The 23139-nt window shown below is 73.5% G+C and carries 17 protein-coding genes; 6 read left to right on the top strand and 11 right to left on the bottom strand.

The genetic code is table 11. From position 1 onward, the window contains the following. Nucleotides 1-49: 49 nt before the first annotated feature. On the bottom strand, nt 50-949 hold the full coding sequence (locus AC1VWI_RS02630; protein ID WP_499509256.1) for an AfsR/SARP family transcriptional regulator: 900 nt from the start codon (nt 947-949) through the stop codon (nt 50-52). Between the two features lie 662 nt (nt 950-1611). Here AC1VWI_RS02630 and AC1VWI_RS02625 point away from each other — a divergent pair. Continuing rightward, on the top strand, nt 1612-1815 hold the full coding sequence (locus tag AC1VWI_RS02625) for a cold-shock protein (protein ID WP_018557881.1): 204 nt from the start codon (nt 1612-1614) through the stop codon (nt 1813-1815). A 166-nt stretch (nt 1816-1981) separates the two neighbouring features. Continuing rightward, nucleotides 1982-2743: an MBL fold metallo-hydrolase gene (locus AC1VWI_RS02620; RefSeq protein WP_499509255.1), complete on the top strand. Its 762-nt coding sequence runs from the start codon at nt 1982-1984 to the stop codon at nt 2741-2743. 66 nt (nt 2744-2809) lie between these two features. Here AC1VWI_RS02620 and AC1VWI_RS02615 read toward each other — a convergent pair whose 3' ends face one another. Next, entirely contained in the window at nt 2810-3250 is a 441-nt protein-coding gene (locus AC1VWI_RS02615) for a GNAT family N-acetyltransferase (protein WP_499509254.1), read from the bottom strand. Nucleotides 3251-3383: 133 nt separating this feature from the next. On the opposite strand from AC1VWI_RS02615, the gene AC1VWI_RS02610 reads away from it, so the two are divergent. Beyond that, entirely contained in the window at nt 3384-4262 is an 879-nt protein-coding gene (locus tag AC1VWI_RS02610) for a DMT family transporter (RefSeq protein ID WP_499509253.1), read from the top strand. Between the two features lie 85 nt (nt 4263-4347). After that, nucleotides 4348-5580, top strand: a complete 1233-nt coding sequence (locus AC1VWI_RS02605) for a CehA/McbA family metallohydrolase (protein ID WP_499509252.1) — start codon at nt 4348-4350, stop codon at nt 5578-5580. 67 nt (nt 5581-5647) lie between these two features. On the opposite strand, the gene poxB is transcribed toward AC1VWI_RS02605, so the two are convergent. Together poxB and AC1VWI_RS02595 are read right to left on the bottom strand one after the other, a co-directional pair. Continuing rightward, the gene (gene poxB, locus AC1VWI_RS02600; RefSeq protein ID WP_499509251.1) at nt 5648-7387 is read right to left on the bottom strand and encodes a ubiquinone-dependent pyruvate dehydrogenase; all 1740 of its coding nucleotides are present in this window, start codon (nt 7385-7387) and stop codon (nt 5648-5650) included. 163 nt (nt 7388-7550) lie between these two features. After that, nucleotides 7551-8546, bottom strand: coding sequence for a helix-turn-helix transcriptional regulator (locus AC1VWI_RS02595; protein WP_499509250.1), 996 nt, complete (start codon nt 8544-8546; stop codon nt 7551-7553). Between the two features lie 169 nt (nt 8547-8715). Between AC1VWI_RS02595 and AC1VWI_RS02590 the strand changes: the two genes are divergently transcribed. Next, entirely contained in the window at nt 8716-12165 is a 3450-nt protein-coding gene (locus AC1VWI_RS02590) for a S8 family serine peptidase (RefSeq protein WP_499509249.1), read from the top strand. A 170-nt stretch (nt 12166-12335) separates the two neighbouring features. Here the strand turns inward: AC1VWI_RS02590 and AC1VWI_RS02585 are convergent, their stop codons facing one another. The 4 genes from AC1VWI_RS02585 to lepB all read right to left on the bottom strand — a co-directional run bounded on the left by AC1VWI_RS02585 (nt 12336) and on the right by lepB (nt 17291). After that, entirely contained in the window at nt 12336-13820 is a 1485-nt protein-coding gene (locus tag AC1VWI_RS02585; protein ID WP_499509248.1) for a SpoIIE family protein phosphatase, read from the bottom strand. Between the two features lie 59 nt (nt 13821-13879). Beyond that, on the bottom strand, nt 13880-14989 hold the full coding sequence (locus AC1VWI_RS02580) for a PP2C family protein-serine/threonine phosphatase (protein WP_499509247.1): 1110 nt from the start codon (nt 14987-14989) through the stop codon (nt 13880-13882). A gap of 635 nt (nt 14990-15624) precedes the next feature. After that, nucleotides 15625-16413 carry an IclR family transcriptional regulator gene (locus tag AC1VWI_RS02575; RefSeq protein ID WP_499509246.1) on the bottom strand — a complete coding sequence of 263 codons (789 nt, stop codon included), beginning with the start codon at nt 16411-16413 and terminating at the stop codon, nt 15625-15627. Between the two features lie 131 nt (nt 16414-16544). Beyond that, nucleotides 16545-17291, bottom strand: coding sequence for a signal peptidase I (lepB, locus tag AC1VWI_RS02570; RefSeq protein ID WP_499509245.1), 747 nt, complete (start codon nt 17289-17291; stop codon nt 16545-16547). Between the two features lie 129 nt (nt 17292-17420). Here lepB and AC1VWI_RS02565 point away from each other — a divergent pair, with 129 nt between their 5' ends. Further along, nucleotides 17421-18347: a hypothetical protein gene (locus tag AC1VWI_RS02565; protein WP_499509244.1), complete on the top strand. Its 927-nt coding sequence runs from the start codon at nt 17421-17423 to the stop codon at nt 18345-18347. Nucleotides 18348-18406: 59 nt separating this feature from the next. On the opposite strand, the gene AC1VWI_RS02560 is transcribed toward AC1VWI_RS02565, so the two are convergent. The 3 genes from AC1VWI_RS02560 to AC1VWI_RS02550 form a co-directional block, all read right to left on the bottom strand. Then, nucleotides 18407-21319: a M4 family metallopeptidase gene (locus tag AC1VWI_RS02560; protein ID WP_499509243.1), complete on the bottom strand. Its 2913-nt coding sequence runs from the start codon at nt 21317-21319 to the stop codon at nt 18407-18409. A gap of 196 nt (nt 21320-21515) precedes the next feature. Further along, entirely contained in the window at nt 21516-22481 is a 966-nt protein-coding gene (locus AC1VWI_RS02555) for a phosphotransferase family protein (RefSeq protein ID WP_499509242.1), read from the bottom strand. Between the two features lie 25 nt (nt 22482-22506). Next, on the bottom strand, nt 22507-23103 hold the full coding sequence (locus AC1VWI_RS02550) for a TetR/AcrR family transcriptional regulator (protein WP_499509241.1): 597 nt from the start codon (nt 23101-23103) through the stop codon (nt 22507-22509). Nucleotides 23104-23139: the final 36 nt, after the last annotated feature.

The following is a 23139-nucleotide window of genomic DNA, read 5'->3' as shown; positions in this document are numbered from 1 at the left end:
CGGACACGGATACCGGCGGTAACATTCCCGAACCGCCGGGGAACGGCGTTCAGAAGGTGGAGGACATGTCGGAACCGGACGCCTCCGTCCGTAATTCCATCGCCCCGCGGGCGAGAATCCGGAGAGAGTCGTGCATTCGGTAGTGGCCGTCCGGGCCCTCCTCCAGGAGGCCCGCCCCGAGGAGCGTTTCGAGGACCTGCGCGGCGCCCCGGGACAGCAAAGGCTTTCCGGTCGGAGGCGCCGTGGGGGCGATATCGGAACCACCCCGGGAATGGTCTCGACCATTGGCGCCGGAATGCGGGCGGTAACGCCCGGGAGGGCCGGTGGAGAGGTCCTCGCCGCGCAGCACCGCGAGCTCCAGCCGCTGCAGGGCGGCCCCGGGGTCGACACCGAGCTCGGAGCGCAGGTACTCCTTCACCACCCGGTACTCGCACAGCGCCTCGGCACGCCGCCCGGTGCGGTGGAGCGCCTCGACGAGCTGCGCCCAGAAGGGTTCGTGCGCCGGGTGGGAGCGGGCCACCGGCCAGAGCTCGGACAGCACCTGGCGGCAGCGGCCCAGCGCGAGCTCCAGGTCGAAGACCCGCTCCATGGCGCGCAGCCGCTCCTCGGTCAGCCGGGGCACGACCTCGCGCCGGAGGATGTCGGAGTGGATGTTGGCCAGCAGCGGCCCCTGCCAGAGGGCCAGCGCGGTCCGCAGGACGTGCAGCTCCCGCTCCGGTCCGGACGCCTCGTCGGCCACGCGCAGCAGGTCGCGGAAGGCGATCAGGTCCAGCGAGCCGGCGTCCGCGGCGATCCGGTAGCCCCCTGGGACGGCCTCGATGAGGGTGCCGGCGATGCCGTACTTGGTGAAGAGCTGCCGTAATCGCTGCACGCAGGTGTGCAGGGCCGACCTGGCGCTGACGGGGCGCTCCTCGCCCCAGACCACCCGCTGCAGGAATTCGGCGGACACCGTGGAATTGGGATGCAAAAGGAGAGCCGCGAGGAGATTTGCGGGCTTCGACGGCTGAAGTGCGATGACGTTGCCGCCGTCCGCTATCCTCACCGGTCCGAGCATGAGGAACTTCGGACTGAATTCGTCCGAATCTAATAACGTGTTCGGTCCGAGATCACCGGACGCTTCTTGGACACGGTCGACAGATTGCCTTTTATGCATTTCCGCCCACACTCCCCGCTGACGCCGGGAACGTATCACGCACACGAACTCGTCACAAGGGGCCCGCAAGGCCTTCCCCGAGGGATTGCCGCGGCTGCGTATGCACCATTTAACCTAAAACATCTACGCGTGTCGACCCGTTGCCGTGAAAAAGTCTGCCGGACTCCTCCGGCCGACTCCGGGCATTGCTCCACGAATGTGCGGAAGTCGGTGCGGAGCGGCGCGGGGGAATCGCGGCCCTTTCGCGCCCGCACCCACGCGCGGTCCGCCCGCCGGGTGGGGCCCGGGATGCCGGCCGCGGGGCGGTCCGTTGCGGCAGGGGACGTACAGATGCGAGGACCCGGCGTAAAAACGCCCCGCGTCGGGTAAAGAGGGCTCCGTGGCCGTCTCCGTCAGGAGGCGACTCCGGGTCACGCAGTCGGCGTGGCTCGGCGGCTGGCACGTGAAGGATGGACGCGGTGGCGACAGGCGTCGTGAAGTGGTTCAACTCGGAAAAGGGCTTCGGCTTCATCGCACAGGACGGAGGTGGCCCCGATGTGTTCGCGCACTACTCGAACATCGCCGGCAACGGCTACCGCGAACTGGTCGAGGGTGAGGCCGTGACGTTCGACGTCACCCAGGGACAGAAGGGACCGCAGGCGGAGAACATCATCCGCAACTGACGGTCCGCGACCGGGGTGGCCGGGTCGTCACCGGCAGCGCGCACATGGCTGCCGGGGAGGCGCGGCCACCCCGTCCCCGTCTGCGGCCCCGCCCCGTTCCACCTGTTGACCCCACCTGTGGACCCCGCCTCCGGGCCGGCGTCCGGGGCGAGGACACTGGGGCGGTATGACGCACTGGTACGAGCGACGCGACGTCGAGGACGGCATCGTCCGCATCAGCGAGCCGCACGCCCACCAGATCGTGAAGGCCAACGTGTGGTGGCTGCACGGCTCCGAACGCGACCTCGTCGTGGACGCCGGTCTCGGGGTGGTGCCGCTGCACCGGGAGCTCCCGGACGTCTTCGCGAGGGACCCGCTGCTGCTCCTCACCCACGCCCACCTCGACCACGTCGGCGGCGCCCACGAGTTCACCGAGCGCGTCGCCCACACCGCGGACGCCGCGGCTCTGGCGCGCGGCGTGCCGGCGAGCCTGTACGGGCCCGAACTCGCCGAACGGCTCGGCACCGAGGACGTCGGCGCGTCCTTCCCGGACCTCCTCCTCGACGCCCTGCCCGGCCCCGGGTACGACCCCGGCAGCTACGGCATCGGCCCGGTGACCCTCACCCGCACCCTGAGCGGGGACGAGCGGATCGACCTCGGCGACCGGACCTTCACCGTCCTCCACCTGCCGGGGCACACGCCGGGCTCCGTCGCCCTCCTCGAGGAGCGCACGGGGGCGCTGTACTCCGGCGACGCCGTCTACGACGGTTACCTCGTCGACGACCTGCCCGAGTCCGACGTGCCGGCCTACCGGCGCACCGCGGCCTTCCTCGCCGACCTGGACGTCCGCGTCGTCCACCCCGGCCACGGGCGGAGCTTCGGCCGTGACCGGCTGCGCGAGGTGGCGGAGCGCTACCTGCGCCGCAGCGCTCCCGCGGACCGCTCCTGAGCGTGCTCTGCGGGGTCGGTCCGGAGGATCGGGCACGGGCCGCGGGTACGGGCGCGGGTACGGGCCTCAGGCCAGCCGCAGGGTGACGTAGGCGATGGTGTCTCCGGGCAGCACGTAGCGTTCGACCTCGACGAAGCCCCGCGCCTGCGCGAAACGCAGCCCCTCGGTGTTGGACGCCAGGACGACCGTCTCGACCGCCACTGCGCCCAACTCGCGCGCCCGGTCGATCCCCCGGGTGTAGAGCCGCATGCCGAAGCCCTGCCCCCGGTGGTCGGGCAGCACCCGGGCGATGACCGTGGCCGTGGCCTCCTCGCCGGTGGGCGGTCGCACGGTCGTGCAGCCCACGACGGCGTCACCGAGGTAGGCGACCTCCAGGTGGTTGCGCTGCGATCGCTCGCGCACGTCGTCGAGGGAGAGCGGGCCGGTGGGGATGATCGTGTTGTGGACGAACCGCCAGTCCTCGAGCATGGCGTCGCCGTGGGGCCGTTCGATGCGAAGGGTCGGCATCGCAGCAGGAAACCGGTGGACGGCGAGTGGCGTCAACCGCATTTGCCGGAGGCCGCAGGGCCTGCGACGCGTCGCGCGGCGCGGTGGGGGAGCGCAGCGGTTAGCGTGGGCCGGGATCCGGAGGAGAGCCCTGGTGCAGACCACCCTTGCCGTGTTGTTCGCGCTGCTCGCGGCCGTCAGCAACGCCCTGGCCACCGTGCTCCAGCGCTACGCGGCCCGCACGGTCCCGCTCTCGGTGGGGCTGCGTCCGGCCCTCATGGGTGAACTGCTGCGCAAGCCCGTGTGGCTCGCCGGATTCGGCGCGGTGATCGCGGCGGCCGCGTTCCAGGCCCTGGCCCTGCTCAACGGCGCGCTCTCGCTCGTCCAGCCGCTGTTCGTCCTGGAGTTGCCCTTCGCCCTGTTCATCGGCGGCCTGGTGCTGCGCCGCCGGCTTCCGCCGCGTGGCTGGGCCGCCGTCGCCGCCATGGTGGTGGGGCTGGGCGTGGGGCTGTGGGCCGCATCACCGAGCGGCGGGGTCGACCGGCCGCGCACCGGGCTGTGGGCGATGGCGGTGCCGAGTTGTGCCGCCGCCGTCCTGGTGCTCGTCGGCACCGCCGTCCGGCGCCCCGAGGGCCGGGTGCGCGCCGCCTGCTTCGGCCTGTCGGCGGCCATCTGCTACGCGCTGACCGCCGGGCTCCTGAAGGACGCCACGCAGGTGTGGGCCACCGACGGTGCGACCGCCTTCTTCGCCGTGTGGCAGACCTACGGCTTCGCACTCGTCGGGGTCGCGGCCGTCTTCCTCCTGGAGAACGCCATGCAGTCCGGGCCCCTGGTGGCCTCCCAGCCCGCGCTGACGCTGGGGGACGCGACCGTGAGCCTCGCGCTGGGGGTGACGGTGTTCGAGGAGCGGCTGCGGGGAGGCTGGTGGCTCCTGCCCATGCTGCTGGGCGCGCTGCTCGTGGTGGCGGGCGCGTTCGTCCTGGTCCGGGTCCCGCTCGTCCGCACGCTGGTGGGGCCGGACGCACCCCGCTGAGCGGCACCCGGCGGGCGCGAGGCGTTCATCCGACGGGAACCCTTGATTTCGGCCATGCTCCTGTCAACCAGTTGTACTGGCCGCCATGAGTGGACACCACGCCGACTCGGCGCACACGCACGCGCACGGACCCAGCCGACGTTCCCTCCTCGCCGGTGCGGGCGGCCTGCTGATCGCGGCCTCCCTGCCCGGAACCGCCCAGGCGGCGGGCACCCGTACCGCGGCGGGCACCCCCGCCACGAACCGGATCGGGGCCTCCCGGGCCTCGCTCGTCACCCAGGGCACCAGACTCGTCCACGCCGACCTGCACAACCACACCCTGATGTCGGACGGCGACGGCGACCCCGCCCTCGCGTTCGCCTCCATGCGTGACGCCGGGCTCGACGTGGCGGCGCTCACCGACCACACCACCCTGCTCTCGATCAACGGCCTGTCCAAGGGGGAGTGGGACCGCACCCGTCAGCTCGCGGACGCCGCCGACGTCCCCGGCGCCTACACCGCGATCCGCGGCTTCGAGTGGTCGCACCCGCTCCTCGGTCACGCCAACGTGTGGTTCACCGACCAGTTCGTCGACCTGGGCGGGGCGAGCTCGATGGGCTCCCTCTACAACTGGATCGCCGGCCGTGACGCGGTGGCGGGCTTCAACCACCCGGGCCGCGAGATCGGGCGCTTCAACGACTTCGCCTACTCGGCCGCGGTGCGCGACAAGATGGTCAGCGTCGAGATGTTCAACCGCGGCGACGACTACCTCTTCGACGGCTGGTCGGACCGCAGGTCCTCGCACCTCAACGCCGTCCTGAACGCCGGCTGGCGCACCGGGATCACCGGGGTCAGCGACCACCACGGCAGCGAGTGGGGCAAGGTCGAGGGCGTGGGCCGCGCCGGGCTCTGGGTCACCGAGAACACCCGGGCCGGCGTACTGGAGGCCATGCGCGCCCGCCGCTTCTTCGCCACCCGCTTCTCCGGGCTGCGCTTGGACGCGACTGCCAACGGCGTCCAGATGGGCGGCGTCCTGCCGCTCGCCTCCGGCGACGTCCGCTTCGCCGTGGACCTCGACCGAGGCCCCGACTGGCTGGGCAGGCCCCTGCACGTCCAAGTGCTCCGCCCCGGCTCCAGCGCGCCGGCCGTTGCCGAGGTCGTCCCCACGACGTCCGGCAGCCTGGCCGAGTTCACCGTCCCGCTCGACGTCGAGGACGGTGACTGGGTGGTGCTGCGCATCTCCGACCCCTCGCAGCCCAACGGGCAGCCGGGACCGTCCGGACACCCCTGCAACGACCTGGGTGTCGCCTACTCCAGCCCCTGGTGGCTGCAGCCCTGACGGCGCGTCGCGCCCGCCGGGCCCACGGCCCGGCGGGCGTCCGCGGGGCCCACTCCCGCTCGGCCTGTCAGTCGAAGCCGAGATCCCGCAGATTGGTCTTCGCCAGTTCCACGATCTCGTCCGCCCGCCCGGACAGGATCGTGCGGGTCGCGAAGAGGGTGAACCCCTTGAGCTGGCCGTAGGTGATCTTCGGGGGCAGGGACAGCTCGTGGCGCGCGGTACGGGCGTCGACCAGGGCCGGGCCGTCGTGGTCGAGCGCGGCCGAGAGCGCCTCGGCGAGCTGACCCGGCTGTTCGGCCCTGGCGCCGAACAGTCCTGCCGCCCGGGCGATCTCGGCGTAGTCCGCCTCGCCCAGGTCGGTGCCGAAGTTGACGATGCCCGCGGCCTTCATCTCCAGCTCCACGAAGGAGAGCGCGGTGTTGTTGAAGACCACGATCTTGACGGGCAGGTCCAGCTGACGGAGTGTGAGCAGCTCCCCGAGGAGCATGCTCAGGCCGCCGTCCCCGCACAGGGCCACGACCTGGCGTCCCGGATGGGAGGCCTGGACGCCGATGGCGTGCGGCAGGGCGTTGGCCATCGTGCCGTGGTTGAACGAGCCGATGAGCCGCCGGTGGCCGTTCATCGTCAGGTAGCGGGCCGCCCACACCGTGGGGGTGCCGACGTCGGCGGTGAAGACGGCGTCCGGGGTCGTGAGCTTGTCGACGGTGGCCGCGACGTGCTGGGGGTGCATGGGGGAGTCCGAAGGACCGGCCGCCGCGAGGTGGTCCAGCCGGCCGCGCACCTTCCGGTAGTGGCCGGTCATCCGGTCCGCGAACGACCGGTCGGCCCGGGGACGGAGCAGCGGGAGCAGCGCGGCGGCGGTGTCCTTGACGGTGCCGACCAGCGGGACGTCGACGTCGGTGCGCCGCCCGATGTGCTCGCCGCGCAAGTCGACCTGGACGACCGGCACGTCGGGGCCCGGGTAGAACTGGCGGTACGGGAAGTCGGTGCCGAGCATCAGCAGCGCGTCGCAGTGCTCCATCGCCCGGTAGCCGGAGCTGTAGCCGATCAGGCCGGTCAGCCCCACGTCGTACGGGTTGTCGTGCTCCAGGAACTCCTTGCCGCGCAGCGCGTGCACCATCGGCGCCTTCAGGGCGTCGGCCAGGGCCACCGCCTCGTCGTGCGCGTCGTGGCAGCCCGCGCCGCCGAGGATCGTGACCCGTTCCGCCCTGTTGAGGACCTCCGCGGCGCGGGCCAGGGCGGCGTCGTCGGGCCTTACGTGCGAGGAGGTCCCGACCACGGGCCGGGGCGGGACGGGCAGGTCGATTCCGGCCAGGAACAGCTCGCCCGGGATCACCAGCACCGCGACGCCCCTGCGCTCCAGCGCCGAGCGCATCGCGATGCGCAGCAGCCGCGGGACCTGTTCCGGCAGGCTCGCCATCTCGCGGTAGACGCTGCACTCACGGAACAGCTCCTGCGGATGCGTCTCCTGGAAGTACTCGCCGCCGATCTCGGCCCGCGGGATGTGCGCGGCGATCGCCAGCACCGGCACACGGCTGCGCTGGGCGTCGAACAGCCCGTTGATGAGGTGCAGGTTCCCCGGTCCGCAGCTGCCCGCCGCCACCGCGAGCCGCCCGGTGACCGCGGCCTCGCCCGCCGCGGCGAAGGCGGCGGTCTCCTCGTGCCGCACGTGGGCCCACGCGACGGTCCCGTTGCGGCGCAGGGCGTCGGTGAAGCCGTTCAGCGAGTCCCCCGGCAGGCCGTACACCCGCCGTACACCGGAGGACGCGAGAGCCGCGACCATGACATCTGCGACGGTGGTACCCAAGAGGACTCCCTGGCGGCTCGTCGGAACGGCGCGGTGCCCGCGGCACCCCGGACATTTTGTGACATCCCGTCCGGTCCGCGGGAAGCGACACGGCGCCCAGAGGGTCCGCAGGTTCTCGCCGGGACGCGGCGCGTGAGGCCCCGGGTCGTCGGCTGAAGCCTTGTCAGATCCACCCGCGGCGGGTGGCCTCCATGGCGATCTGGAAGCGTGTCTGGGCGCCGAAGCGCTGCATGAGCCGGGTGACGTGGCGCTGGACGGTCCGTTCGCTCCAGCCCAGGGCGCGGCCGGCGGATTTGTCGGTGGCGCCCGCGGCGAGCAGCGTCAGCAGTTTCGCCTCCTCGGCGGACAGTCCGTCCGGCGCCGGCTCCAGCCTTCCCAAGGAGGCGCCGTTCGCCGGGAGGCGTACCTGCACCGCGCGCTCCCAGACCGCCTCGAAGAGGGCGATCAGCGCGTCGAGGAGGGGGGAGGGGTGAATCAGGTAGGACGCCGTCACCGCGTCGTCGCCGGGGCGCAGCAGGGGGATGATGGCCAGCCGGTCGTCGGAGATGGCGAGCTTCATCGGCAGGCCGGCCGCGACCCGGGCCTGTTCGCCGTGGCGGACGCCGACGGTGACGTCCGCGAGCCAGCCGGGCAGGGCGAGCACGGTGCTGTCGTAGATGACGCGGTAGGCGACGCCGCGCTTGAGCAGTTCGAGCTCGATCGGGTTGGGCTCGGTGTGCTCCTCGACCGAGGCGTACGGCGGCCGGTCGAAGCCTCGGACCTGCGTGCGCGTGCTCTGCTGGAGCTGCGCCCAGCGGCGGTTGACGTCGTCCCGCCCCGAGACGACCTCGACCAGCTCGCCGGGGTTCACGAAGCGCGTGCCCGCGCGGTACAGGTCCATCAGGCCGGAGACATGGGAGCGCACGTCGTTCAACGCCCGTTCCCTGTCGCGCAGTACGGCCTCCAGGGCGCTGTCCGGTGAGACCGCGGCGTAGGTGACGGGGCGTCCGGTGGAGCGCACGGCGAGGCCGAGGGAGACCAGCGACCGCACGCTGCGCCGCGTCGCGGGAGCGGGCAGCCGGCAGTCGTGGGCCAGGTCCGCGACCGTGGCGTGCACCCGGCGCACGAGGGACTCGTACACCGATTCGTCCTGCCGGCTCAGGCCGATGGATTCGAGCATGGTCCGCGGTCCGCCTTCGCGCTCTCTTCATGTGTCGTACTTCCGTCACCTGACGGGAAGTCGCCCCGCGATCATCTTGTCAGCCCGGTGAACCGGATGTCAGCGTTCCCCGCGGTACGTCGACATTCCGGTTCCAGGACGTGGACACACGTCGCACGAAGGAGCGCCCATGCCGCTGCCCACCCGCCGCTCGCTCCGACAACGGCGCCACCGCGCCTGGTTGCCGGCCCTCGGGTTGTGCACGCTGCTGCTCACGGCGCTCCCGGCCGCGGCACAGGAGAACGGTCCGGCGGCGCCGGGCCCGGTGCAGGCCGGCCGGGAGAAGATCGACCCCACGCTGCTGCGCAGGATGGACGCCGTCCGGGCACGGGGTGACGGACGCGTCGAGGCGGCCGTGGTGCTGCGGGACCGCGCAGGACTCCCCGGGCAGGCCGCGGACCCGGGCGCGGTGCGGGACGAACTCACGCGCAGCGCACGGTCCGTGCAGTCCCCGGTCGTGGACCTCGTCGAGTCGCGCGGCGACCAGGTGCTCAACACCTTCTGGCTGAAGAACATGGTCCTGGTGAAGGTCACGCCGCAGACCCTCCAGGAGCTCGCCTCCCTCGCCCCGGTCGACCACATCATCCCCAACTTCACCCTCCAGGCACCCCCCGCCGAGCCGGACAAGGACGCCAAGGCGACCCGTGCGGCGGCCGCCGCGCCGAGCACCTGGGGCCTGACGAAGATCGGCGTCGACAAGGTGCGCGCCGAGCAGGGGCCCACCGGCCAGGGCGTGCGCGTCGCCGTCCTGGACACCGGCGTCGACATCGGCCACCCCGACCTCGCCGGGAAGCTCACCACCGACGACGCCAAGGACCCCGCCCACCCGGGCGGCTGGCTGGAGTTCAGCGGGACCGGTGAGCCCGTGGCCTCCCTCCCGCACGACAGCAGCTACCACGGCACCCACGTCGCCGGCACCATCGCGGGCGGCGACGCCTCGGGCACCGCGATCGGCGTCGCACCCGGCGCCGACCTCATGGCCGGACTGATCATCCCCGGCGGCTCGGGCACGCTCGCCCAGGTGATCGCGGGCATGGAGTGGGCGATCGCCCCGTACGACGCCGAGGGCAGGCCCGCAGGCGAACCCGCCGACGTGGTCAGCATGTCGCTCGGGGCCGAGGGCTACGCGGACGAACTGATCGAGCCCACCCGGAACATCTACCGCGCCGGTGTGTTCCCCTCCTTCGCCATCGGCAACCAGTGCGTCAGCGGCTCCGCCAGCCCCGGCAACGTGTACGAGGCCGTGTCCGTCGGTGCCACCGACGACGCCGACGACGTGGCCGACTTCTCCTGCGGCGAGGTCGTCGACCGCAGCGACTGGATCGACGCGCCCGCCGAATGGCCGCAGTCGTACGTGGTGCCCGACGTCTCCGCCCCCGGCGTGGACGTCCTGTCCACCCTCCCGGGTGGCGAGTACGGGCTGCTCAGCGGCACCTCCATGGCCACGCCCCATGTGTCCGGCACGGTCGCGCTGATGCTCCAGGCCCGCCCCGGCCTCACCGTCGACGACGCCCTCGGCATCCTCACCGGCACCTCCTTCTTCGACCAGCGCTACGGCGCGCGCCCCAACCCGCGCTACGGCTGGGGCCGCATCGACGCCTACGCCGCGGTGAAGGAGGCCGCGCTGCGCAGCGGCGTGCGCGGCACGGTCAAGGACACCAGGACCGGCCGCCCGCTGGCCGGAGTCACCGTCGCCCTCACCGGCACCGGACGCACCGTCACCACCGGCGCCGACGGCCGGTTCGAGCTGCGCCTCGCCGCCGGCACGCACGAACTGCGGCTCACCCGCTTCGGCTACGTGGCGCAGGAGATCACCGCGCGGGTGCGGACCGACCGGTACACCGACGTCTCCCCGCGGCTCGAGCGGACCCGCCGCGGTGTGATCACCGGCCGGGTCACCTTCGGCCCGACGGGCTCCACCGTGCCCGGGGCGACGGTCACCGTCCTCGACGTCCCCGACCCGCTGAAGGCGACGACCGACCGCGAAGGCCGCTACACCATCCGCGACGTCCCCGTCGGCGCCTACGAAGTGTCCGCGAACGCCCCGGGGATCTCCCGCTCCAAGCCCGTACGGGTCGTCGTCCGCGGATCGGGTCCCGCGGCCCGCGCCGCCCTGCAACTGCCCCGGCCGTCCGCGACCGCACGCGTGTCGCTGACCTCCGAGGGCAAGCAGGGCAACCACGAGGCGTGGTGGCCCAAGCTGAGCGCCGACGGCTCCGCGGTGGCCTTCGCCAGCCCGGCCTCCAACTTCGCCCCCGGCGACACCAACGGCGAACTCGACGTCTTCGTCACCGACCTGAACACCGGGGAGACCGAGCGCGTGTCGGTCGCCTCCGACGGCGCCCAGGCCGACGGCTTCTCCCTGACGCCCACGCTCAGCGCCGACGCGCGGTGGGTGGGCTTCAACAGCGGCGCCACCAACCTCGTGCCCGGCGACACCAACCAGCAGACCGACGGCTTCGTGCACGACCGCAGGACCGGCACCACGGAACGCGTGTCCGTCGCCTCCGACGGCACCCAGGGCAACGGCCTGTCCTCCGCCCCCGCCCTCAGCGCCGACGGACGCTACGCCGTGTTCAACAGCGACGCCGACAACCTGGTGCCCGGCGACACCAACAACACCACCGACGTCTTCGTCCGCGACCGGCAGACCGGCACCACCAGCCGGATCTCGCAAGGCCCCGACGGCGGTCCCGGCGACGGCGCCTCCAGGGAGCAGTCGGTCAGCGCCGACGGACGCTACGTCGCCTTCCAGAGCGCCGCGGGCAACCTGGTGCCCGGCGACACCGACGGCGAACCCGACGTCTTCGTCCGCGACCGGCAGACCGGCACCACCACCCTGGTGCCCGGCCCGCGGCCCGGCGAGAACACCGGTCCCGTGATCAGCGCCGACGGACGGGTCGTCGCCTTCACCAACAACTGGCAGCTCTTCACCCAGGACCTGCGGACCGGCACCTCCGAGCAGGTCTCCGTGAACTCCGCCGGGGCCCCGGCCGACGACTGGGCCTTCGCACCCGCGCTGAGCGACGACGGCAGCAAGGTCGCCTTCTACAGCTACGCGACCAACCTCGCCTCGGTGGACACCAACCGGCAGGTGGACGTCTTCGTCCGCGACCGCACGGCCGGTACGACCGAGCGCGTGTCCACCGGTCTGGAGGGGGCGGAGGCCGACGGCGCGTCCGACCTCCCCTCCCTCAGCGGGGACGGGCGGTACGTGGCGTTCGAGAGCGCCGCGACGAATCTCGTCGCCGACGACACCAACCGCCGGTACGACGTCTTCGTCCACGACCGGGTCGAGGGCCCGGAGCCGGTCTTCGCGCTGAGCGGGCTGTCCGTGACCCCGCACGGCGCCCGGCCCGGCAAGGCGGTGCACGTCTCCGCCCGCGTCAAGAACGTCGGTGAGCGGACGGGTGACTACGAGGCCGTGCTCCTGGTCGGAGACGCGGTCGAGCAGCGCACAACGGTCCGCGTCCGGGCCGGGCACGACGTCCGCGTCGACTTCACCGTGCGCCGTGGCACGGCCGGCACCTACAGCGTCCGGCTCGGCGCGCTGACGGGGGAGTTCACCGTACGGAAGTGATTCCTGCGAGCGGCTGACACGGCGGTCCCGGGCCGTCGGCGCAGCCCCGCGTCGAGAGGTGCGTTCCGCGGTGCCCCGGGCGCGCCGGGGCACACCCGCGCCGATGCCGCGCCGCGACGGGGGCCGCCCGCGAACGGGCGGAACGCCGGGTCCGCGCCGGCGGAGCCGGCTCAGCAGGGCTGTTTGGCCCAGATGGTCTTGCCCTCCTGGGTGTGGCGGCAGCCCCAGCGCTGGGTCAGCTGGGCGACGATGAACAGTCCGCGGCCGCTCTCGTCGAGGGTGCGGGCCCGCCGCAGGTGCGGCGTGGTGCTGCTGCTGTCGGAGACTTCGCAGGTCAGGCCGTCGTCGTGGCGGATGAGGCGGAGCCGGACCGGCGGAAGGGCGTGGCGGATGGCGTTGGTGACGAGTTCACTGACGATGAGTTCCGTCGTCGGTGTGGCGTCCGGAAGCCCCCAGGCGGCCAGCTTCCCCGCCACGTGCTTGCGCGCGTGGGAGACGGCGGCGGGGTCGGCCGTCAGGTCCCAGGTGGCGACGGCGCAGCTGTCGAAGGTGCGGGTACGGGCGGCGAGGACCGCGGTGCAGGGCCGGTCGGCCTCGGGCAGGGCGCGCAGGACGGAGCGGCACACGGCGTCGAGGGTGGGGCCGTCCTGGCGCACGCTGGTGAGGGTGCGCAGCAGTTCCTCGGTGGCCGGCCCGCCGAGGCGGGTGTCGGTGTGCACCAGCAGGAGACTGCCCGCGGGCAGGTCCAGCTCGGTGGCCTCGGAGGACGGCCGTGCCTTCCCCAGCGGCCGGGACGGCGGGAGCGCGACCGTCGTGACCGCGCCGTCGGGAGTGAGGACGACCGGCGCGGGGTGCCCGGCGCCGGCGAGCGAACACCGGCCGGACACGGGGTCGTAGACCGCGTACAGGCAGGCGGCACTGACGCCCGTGCCCGCGGGGCGCAGCCGGCCGAGCACGTCGTCGAGATGGGTGAGCAACTCGTCCGGCTGGAGGTCGATGTCGGCCAGCGTGCGCACCGCCGCCCGCAGTTCGGCGGCCGCCTCTCCCGCCGCCGACCCGTCCTCGGCGCAGACCGAGCCGGCCACGAGGGCGACCCGGGCGCCGGGCAGCGGGATGGCGTCGAGCCAGTGGGCGCTCGGCCCGGAATGGTCGCAGGCGGGCAGGCAGCGGCCGACGACCTCCACCGCCGCCGACCGCGGCAGGGACGTGACCGGAAGGCCGTCGGGGGGCGCCGGTGCGGTCTCGCTCCCGTTGTGCGGGGGTTCCGCCGACGCCGTGACGGCGGGTTCCGCGGAGAAGCACGACCCCGCGACCGCGCACTGCCGGCGCTGCAGCCACAGGCGGACCCGGCACAGGACGAGGCTGAGGGCGAAGGACAGCGCGGCCGCCAGGATGACCACGGTCCGGCCGCCCACCGACACCCCGTGGATCGCGAAGCCGTAGATCACCACGCTGGCGGCGAGCGTGGCGGCGCCGATGAAGAGGGTGCGCCTGACGGGCAGCAGGGAGGCGGCGACGAGGGGCACGAACGCCGAGTACTCCGACCAGCGGACCAGGCCGCCCGAGGACGCCTCCAACTGGACCGCGCAGATCGCCCCGAGGTAGCCGAGGAGCAGCAGGGGGCCGATGCCCCACGGGAACCGGAGCGCGGTCATGCTCGCCAGCAGCCTGCCGTGACCGGTGTGTCCGTTCGCGCGCACCGTCCGCCCGCCGTTCACGGGGCGGCCTCCGCCGGATGGTGCGACCGTGGGGCGGGCGGGCCCTGGCCGGCGCCCGGCACGGACGGGCGCTGCACCGCCACCATCGCGAGGTCGTCGTCGAGGTGCCGCCCGGTGTGGGCGTCCAGGTCCTCGCCGACGTTCCGCAGCAGTTCGTCCGGCGCCTCCCAGCCCCAGGTGCCGGCCCGTTCGTGGAGCGGGTAGAAGCCGCCCGAGGCGTCCCGGGCCTCGATGGCGCCGTCGGTGTACAGCAGGAGGGTGTCCCCGGCGCCGAACGCGAAGGTGTCGAGGTGGTAGTCGTCCGGGGCGTCGCCCGCCAGCCCGAAGGGCGGTGCGGGCCGGTGCGCCTCCAAGGTGGTGACCCGGCCGCAGTGCCGCACCAGCGGCGGCGGGTGCCCGCAGCTGACGACCCGTACGACGTCGGTGTCGTCGGGGACCTCCACCAAGAGGGCGGTGACGAAGCGCTCACCGGCCTCGGGGTCGGCGTCGGTGAGCTGGGCCAGATGCCTTTCGACACTGAGTTCCAGCGAGGCCGCCAGCCCGGGCAGGGTCGCGTGGTGGTGGGCGGCCTCGCGGAACGCGCAGAGGAGGACGGACGCGTCCTCCACGGCCGGCAGCCCCTTGCCGCGGACGTCGCCGATCAGGAACCTCGACGTCCCACCGGTGCGGGCGGCGCCGAACAGGTCCCCGCCCACCAGGGCGTGCGCGGCGGCCGCACGGTAGACCGAGGCGACCCGCAGCGGGCCCATGCGTGGCGGGATCGGCCGCAGCAGCACCCGTTGGGCCGCCTCGGACACCGCCCGCACCTCGTTGAGTTCCCTCAGGTCGCGGTCGTGCAGCGTGCGCGCGGCGATGACGAAGCCGGAGACCGCCAGCAGCGCACCGATGTGGATGGGCAGGACCGACGAGTGCAGCAGCCCGTCGTGGCGGTCGACGACCAGCATCGCGGCGCTGGCGACGAGGGCCACGAACGCGGTGAACCGGGCGCGCGCGAACGCCGCCGTGGAGGTGGGGGCGGCCACCAGCAGCGGGGACAGATGGATGGCCACGGGGGCGACGGATCCGGCCAGCGTGATCGCCGCGATCAGTCCGGCCGGCAGGGACACCTGGGTGTGGATGCCCGGCTTGGGGACGCGCTCGCCGGCCCGGCCGGTGCTGCTGAGGTGCCTCCCCCGTCCGCCGGCGGGCCGCGCTCCGGATGGGCGGATGCGGGGCCCTGCCTGCGCTGTTTTCGGGACGGGGGAAGAGAAGAGATTCATGGGGGGTCCTGCGGGTGGTTCGTACGCCGTGCGCGGACGGGACGCATGCGGTGCGCCTGCGCCTTCCGTCTTCCTGCACGGTGGGAACGCGTGGCCGCGTCCCTGCGGACGGACGGGACGTCACCCGGCCCGGTGGGGGTCCGGCCGGTCGGCCGGTACGGTCAAGGGCGGCCAGCGCGGGGGGACCGGGACGCGGCCGCCCGGGCGGGGCCGTAGGGGGCGGGCGGTAACACCGGCAACCGCCGGTCCATGACGGGGCATCCGTCGCCGCCGGGTGCCAGGGGCGGGTGAACGGAGCCGGCACCGGCTGTGTCCGGGCACGGGCAGGCGCACGGACTCGTCTGGATCATGGCTCCACCGTCCTCACTTTGCCGCATCGTGGAAGCCATTGCCGCAATGCGGTTTCCACTGTGCGACCCGCATGGGACATCGTCAAGGCAACCGGGTCGGCGCCGGGACGCGGCGGGTGCGGCCCGCGTGCGCTAGCCGTCGTTGCCCCGCCACATCCGCCCCTCGGCGATGGCCGACGCGCAGTCGATCGCCTGGACCGCGAGGTCCTTGGCCCGGGCGGAGGTGAGGCGGTGCGAGGGGCCCCCGAGGCTCACCGCGGCGATCACCCGGCCGTCGCTGGAGCGGACCGGGACGGCCAGTGAGTTCAGGCCGGGCTCGAGCTCCTCCTCGGAGAACGCCCAGCCCTGCTCCCTGACCTCCTCGAGCTGCCCCCGCAGGACCGCCGGGTCCACCACGGTCCGCGGGGTACGGGCCGTCAGGCCCTCGTCCAGGACGAGGGCGAGGACCTCCGGGTCGAAGGCCATGAAGACCTTGCCCGCCGCGCTGGGCTGCAGGGGCATGACCTGGCCGACGTGGCCCCGGTAGACGATCGAGTGCGTCGACTGCGCCCAGATCACGGTGACGCGCCTGCCGCCCTGCCGGACCTGCAGGCCGCAGCACTCGCCGCACCGGTCCCGCAGGGCCGTCACCAGGGGTCTGGCCGTGGCGATGAGGTCCGAGGCGGCGGTGGCCGCGGCTGACCAGGCGATCACCCGCAGACCGATGCTGTAGGAGGTCCCCTCGCGCTGGAGGAGGTTCTCCCGGACGAGCGTGCGCAGGATGCGCGCGACGGTGGAGGACGGCAGCCCGGTCCTGCGGACGATCTCCGACGCCTGGAGGCGGGGGGTGGTCGCGGAGAAGCAGTCCAGGATCTGGGCGGACTTCTGGACCACCTGCACGGAGCCGTTCGCCGTCCCGTTGCGATCGCGATCGGCGCTCATGGGCGCATCGCCTTCTCTCGTCCTCGCATCGCGGGAAGTGGTCCCGCATCGTGGCACCTCCCTACTGTCGGTGCCGTGCTGCGAGGGGTCAAGCAAGGCGTCCCTTGCCGTGCGGGCCGGGCCGCCGCAGGTCAGGACCGGTCGAAGGTCGCGGGCACCGGCAGCGTGGACCACCGTGGCACCGGCCAGGCGACGACGAAGGCGCGGCCGACCACGTCGTCCAGGGGCACGAAGCCCCCTCCGGGTTCGTTCACGTGGGCGCGTGAGTCCCACGAGGCGTCGCGGTGGTCGCCCATCACCCACAGGTGGCCCTCGGGGACCGTGACCTTTCCGACCGGGAGGTCGTCGCACGGCGTGGCGCCGGGGTAGACGTACGGCTCGTCCAGCGGCTTCCCGTTCACCGTGACCGGCTCGCCGCGCTCGCACTCCACGGTGTCGCCGCCGACCGCGATCACGCGCTTGATGAGGTCCCGCTCGTCGGAGGAGGGCGCCAGTCCGATGAACGCGAGAGCCTTCGTGATCACGTTGCCGCCGCTCTGCTGCGGCTGACCGTCCAGCCAGCCGCCGGGATCGCGGAAGACGACCACCTCGCCGCGCTGCGGGGTCGCCCCGAACCACGGGGTGAGTTTGTCGACCAGGACCCGGTCGCCCACCTGCAGGGTGTTCTGCATGGAACCCGAGGGGATGGAGAAGGCCTGCACGAAGAAGGTCTTGATCCCCAGGGCCATGACCAGTGCCACGACGACCAGGATCGGCAGCTCCTGCCACCAGGGACGCTGCGCCCGGACCCTTCGGGGCCGTCTCCGGCGGGCCGGCGCCTCCGGTGCGTCCTCGCCGGTGCCGCGGAACCCCGTCCGGCCGTCCTCCCCAGCGGTCATGCCTGCTCCTTCACGGTGTCGGTACGACGGGCGCGGTGCGTGCCCGTACACCTGAACGATCAGGAGTTCCCGCCGCACCCTCCCGCGGGCGAGGGAACCGGGACACCGGCCCGCGCGTGGTGAAAGGACATGATCGGGAAGAGCGAAGCGACCGCTGTGGCGGCACATCTGGCGGCGGTCTGGTGCGTGGGCTGGGCCCTGACCGGCGTCCAGTTCCAGGCGGTGCTCTTCGCGCTGTTCCTCGGCAGGCCGGCGGTCCTGGTGGTCGTGCTCGCCTGCGGGGCGGCCCTGGCGGCGGCCCTGCTCGCGGGCCTGGGCAGGGCCGCCCGGCCCGTCGTGCCGCTCACCCGCCGGGCGGCGGGACTGTGGGCCTGGACGGCCGGGGTGTACGCGTCCGGCACCGGCGGTGCGCTCGCCGTGGCGGTGGTGCTCCACCAGGTCGACCACCTGGCGGACTGGGGAGTGCTGTTCACCGCCGGAGGGACCTGTCACGCGCTCGCCGCCGCGTTCCTCCTGCCCGGCGCCAGGGCCCGGCTGACCGCTCTCGCGGTGGCCGCCGTCCTCGCGTCGGGCGGGGCGTACGCCGCCTGGGACGCCGCGCGCCCGCCCACCCTCGACGCGTGGCTGAGCGCCAACGGCGTGGACCGCGCCCTGCTGCGCGTCGGCGACCCGCCGCCCGGCTACACGCTGCACGTCGGGGGTGCGAGCGCCGACGGTTTCGGCGCCCGCTACGAGAGCACCGGCTCGCCGGCCCTGGGCCTCCATGTCGAACGGGCCGGACACGACACACGGCGCGTCGACGCGCGCGGCTGCCCCGTCCCGTTCGGCCAGGAGATCCACTGCCGCGACGACGGGGGCGGCCGCCTGCTGATCGTCCACGGCGGCGGCCATCCCACCCGCGAACTGCGGCTGCCTCGCGACGGCCTGGTCCACACCGTCACCCTGGACGGATCCGGCGAGGCCGGGCTGCCCGCGGCCCGCCGGGTCCTGTCGTCGCTCCGGCCGGCGACGCGCGCCGAACTCGCCGCTCTGGTGGAGCTGCCGATGCCGCGCTGACGGCGCCCGTTCCCGGTGGGCCGGGGCCGGCGTGCGCCCCCGGCCCACCGGACGCACCATCAGCGGCAGTCGCCCGCCGGGCGGTTGCGGGTGACCAGGTCGAAGGACGTGGTGGTCGTGTCCAGCCACAGCACACGGCCGCCGGTGGCGGCCACCGCGTGCGTCTGCCGGCCCGGGGCGCACGAGACGCGGCCCAGCGGCGCGCCCTCGGACGTGTACTGGTAGAGCTTCGTGTCCAGGTACGGCAGGCCCGTCGGGGCCATCGGGTCGACCGTGAGCGTGACGGCCGTGTCCGACGCGGTCAGGGTCCAGGCCCCGATGGTCGCGGACGAGGTCGCGGGGATGACGTCCGTCGTGCCCGTGGCGTCGAGGCCGCTCCTGCGCAGGGCCGACTGCCCCTCGTCGAAGGGGTCCTCGTCGGCGAGCCAGTACACGCCGGAGGAGGTCGCCACCGGCGGGCTGGTCCACACCGCGCGGTCCGGGGTGCCGAGCGCGGTCCTGCCCGTCCGTGTGTCGTAGACGTCGACGACGGCGCGCCGGTGGCCGGGGTCGTCGCCCCACCAGCCGCTGACGGTGTAGGCGATGCGCCCGTCCTTCACCGAGGGCGACTCGGCCCGGACGTCCGCGTCGCCCGCGGTGGCGTCGGGACGGTTCAGCGGGACGGTGCGCGGAGCGGGGTCGGAGCCCTTGAGGTAGCGGAGGGTGGTGTGGGCCTGGTCGTCGTTCTCGTACCAGGCGACCGTGTCGCCGTCCATGCTCAGGCTGCCGATCGAGGCGGAGGCGGTGCTGTAGAGCCGCTTCGCCGGCCCGCCGGTCACGGGGGCGGACATGAGGTCGTACGTGTCGCCGACGGCGAGCCACACCACGCGCTTGCCGTCGGTCACCGGGCTGAGGTGGTAGCGGCCGTCCTCCGGTGAGACCTGGCGGGGCTTGCCCTTGCCGTCGGTGCGGCCGGTCCACACGGAGTATGGTGCCGCGCTGTCGGCGCTGGAGCGGGGGACCGCCCACCAGCCGCCGCCCGTGGCGGGGCCGATGTCGTTGGCGAGACCGGTCTCCAGGGTGCCGAGCCGGCCGAGCAGGACGTCGCTGTCGAGGCCGAGGTCCTGCTCCCAGCCGGGGACGATGCCGTGGGCGTCGAAGGCCTTCTTCACCTTGGCCAGGCGGTCGCCCTTGACGTGCAGCGACTTGGCGGCGGCGATGACCGCGTCACGGCCCTCGTCGAAGCCGTCGAGGGGGGTGATGTAGGAGGTGAGGGCCGTGTAGACGATTCTGTCGGCGAGTTCGCCGCCGAGGCTCTCGCGGATGTCCCACAGCGCGCCGCCGAAGATGTGCGAGTTCAGGTGCACACCTCCCTGGTCGTTGCGCGAGCCGAGCGGCATGCTGATGAAGTCCCCGGTGCCCGCACCGTCGTTGAGGTCGCGGAAGGCGCACTCCTTCGGCGTCAGCGTGCGGCACAGGTCGCCGCCGATCAGACCGGCCTCGGGATCGTCCATGCGCGTGCGGCTGACGGTGACGTCGATGGCGTTGCCGAGGTAGTCGGCGATGGCCTCGTTCATGGCACCGGACTGGCCGGCGTAGACGAGGTCGGCGGTGTGCTCGACCACGCCGTGCGTCATCTCGTGGCCGACGACGTCCAGGTCGGAGGCGAGGGAGCGGTACTCGTCGTCACCGGTGCCGTACACCATCTTGCTGCCGTCCCAGAAGGCGTTCACCCAGGGGTAGCCGAGTTCGGCGGTGACGCCGACGAGGGAGTTGATGGCCATGCCCTCGTCGTCGAGGCTGTCGCGCCGGAAGGTGCCGCGGTAGAACTCGTACACCTTCCCGGCCGCCCAGTGGGCGTCCACCGCGCCGCTGTCGGTCATCTCCTGCGGCGCCTTCGTGGTCGGCATGGCGAACGGGACCACGCCTTCCGGCCACCCGCCGTCGAGGTCCATCCACCACAGGCTGGAGGCGTCCCAGGTCTGGATGACGTTGTGGGTCTTGGTGTCGGCCATGTGCGCGGTGTCGCGCAGCAGGTACCCGCCGGTGGCGGCGTCCTTGGTGAGGTTCAGCGGCACGGTGGTGCCGCTGAGCAGCCTGCCGCTGCCGGTGACGCCCGCCGATGCGGTCGCGGGAGCGGTGGACGTCGCGGCTCTCGTCGAAGTGCCCTTCCCTGCCGCCCCGGTGGCGGGTGCCGCGGGCGTGAGGGTGCGCAGCGCTCCGGCCTCGAAGCGGAGGACGCCGGTGGCGGCGTCGACGTAGACCTCCTGGACCACGGGGGCGCCGGTGGCCGGGTCGGTGCCGCGCACGGTGACGTGGCGGGCGAGCACGCCCTTGCCGGTGGGGAGCACGGTCAGCCCGCGGTCGGTGCCGGTCAGACCGGCCGTGGCCGCGGAGCGGGACGGTGCGGCCCCGCCGCCGGTTGCGCGCGGCCCGCGGGCGAGGGAGTCCTCCACCTGGCGCACCGCACGCTGCACGGCGGTGGGGGCGGGGAGGGTGGGTTGCGTGGTGTCGAGGTCGAGGGCGGTGAAGTAGGAGCCGGAGGTGCCGGTGACGGTGCGTTTGCCGTCCTTGTGGTTCATGCGGACGACGTACTGGGCGCCCAGGACGGGGATGCCGCGGTACTTCTGGCCCAGGCGGACGGTCTCGGTGCCGTCGGCGTCGGTGGTGACGGCGTCGGTGGTCAGGTCGCGGTCGGGGGCGGGGATGCGGTAGCGGTCCCGGTGGCCGGCCAGGTGGGTGCGGGCGGCGGTGGCGGCGGGGACGGAGGCGTCGGCCGTGTCGGTGAGGCCGTCGACGAGGGCGGGGGTGTCGGTGGCCGGCTGCGGCGCGGGCACCGCCCCGGTGCCGGTGCCGGTGCCGGTGGTGGGGTCGGCGGCGTGGGCGGGGCCGGTCAGGCCGGTGACGCCCAGGGCGACGGCGGCGGCGAGCAGGACGGACAGGCCGGTGCGGCCGGATCGGTGAACCGGTCTGGGCCGTATGCGTGTTGACATGGACGAATGCCTCCGGCAGCCCGGAGTGACCCGGGCTCGGTAGTGGGACATCGGATGCACGGCGCACCTTCGCGCCCGCGGCTCGCCCTGCACCCTCGTGGTGATCACACCCGGGTGACAAGACGAAAACCGGGGGAGTACGCGCAGTTGCACAGATGCGAAGCCGGAGGGCGGCACCGGACGCCCGCCCGTCGGGTCAGGCGTCGCCGTAGCGGACGAGCAGCGCCGCGAGGTAGGTCTCCAGGCGCGTCGCGAGCGTCGCCGGGGTGAGGTCGGTGCGGCCGAGTTCGCGCCAGGGGACGGCGACCTTCTCGGCGTCCGGCGCGAAGGCGAGGGCGTCCAGGAGCCGCCAGTAGAGGTGGGCGCGGGGGGAGTCCGCCAGCCGGCCGCCCGCGGCGGTGTAGAGGTCGGCGAAGCGCAGTCCTGCCGGGGGTCCGTGCAGCAGCGCGAGTGCCGTGGCGCAGTGGGCCACGTCGAGGTCGGCGGGGCCCCAGGAGGTCTCGACCCAGTCGACCACGCCGGAGATGCGCAGGTGGGCGCCGTGCCCGGAGAACAGGGCGTTGCCCGGGTGGAAGTCGCGGTGCAGGAACAGGCCTTCGTGGGCGGGCGGGTCGCGGTGTATGACGTCCACCGCCCGGGCCCACAGGTCCGGACGGCTCGTGGCCCCGGGCGGGCGGACGCGCTCGGGCGCCGTCCAGGGCTGGTAGGCGCGGGGCCGGTCCGTCTCGCCGACGTCGAGCCCGTGGACGCGGACGAGTTGACGGGCCAGCAGCCACGCCCGCGCCCCGGCCTCTGCGTCCTCCAGGCGTACCTCCCCCGGGAGGAGGGACATGAGCAGCGACGGATGGTCGCAGTGCTCCGCCGTCGCGTCGACGGCGTGGAACTCGGCGGCGGGGACGGCGGTCGGGCCGAGCAGCGCCAGGATCCGCGCCTCACGGGTGAGCAGGCCCTCCGCGTGCCGGAGGTAGAAGGGCTTCACGAAGGAACGCAGCACCAACTGGCGTCCGCCTCCCGGCCCCGTGACCCGCAGGCGGCGCATCTGCGAGGTCCAGCCGCCGCGGAGCGGCTCCGCGGACTCGAGGTGTTCCCCGTCGCGGAGGTGCCGCTGCACCCAGGCGCGGGTGGCCGTCCAGCCGGGCTCGTTCCCCTCCGTCGCCGTCATCCGGGCACCCTACCGGGCCCGTTGATCAGGCGGTGGCCCGCTGCCGTGCGCCGAGCACCATCGTGATCAGGGACCTCGCGGTCGCCCGGAGCCGGTCCGCGTCCTGGTAGACGCGCTCGATGACGACGGTGCCGCGGGTCATGGTGACCAGGACCCGCGCGGCCTCGGTGGGAGGGACGGCGAGCAGGCCGGCCGCGTCGCCGCGGGAGAGCCGTTCGGCCATGACGCCCTCGAGCCGGTCCAGCAGGCCGCGGATCGCGGCCCGGATGGGTTCGGCGTCCGCCTGGGTGTCGGTGGCGGTCTTGGTCGACAGGCAGCCGCGGGCGGGGGTGCCGTGGGTCATGGAGGCGATGGTGAAGTCGAAGAAGTCCTCCAGCGCCCGCCGGACGTCCGGCTGGTCCAGCGTGGCGGCGGCCTCGGCGACGAAGGCGTCGGCGTAGTCCTGGAAGACGCGCAGGAACAGCGTCTCCTTGTCGCGGTACGCGTTGTAGAGCGAGCCGCGCTGCACGCCCGTGGCGGTCGCCAGGTCCTGCATGGAGGTCGCTCCGTACCCCTGGTTCCAGAAGACGTCCAGGATCCGGCCCAGGGTGTGCTGCTCATCGAACTGACGCCGTCCAGCCATGCCCCCACGCTAATTCATCTTTGACGGCTCCGTCAA

The sequence above is a fragment of the Streptomyces sp. TOM-9 genome (genome assembly GCF_056858595.1).
This window is presented reverse-complemented; position numbering and strand designations above follow the sequence as displayed.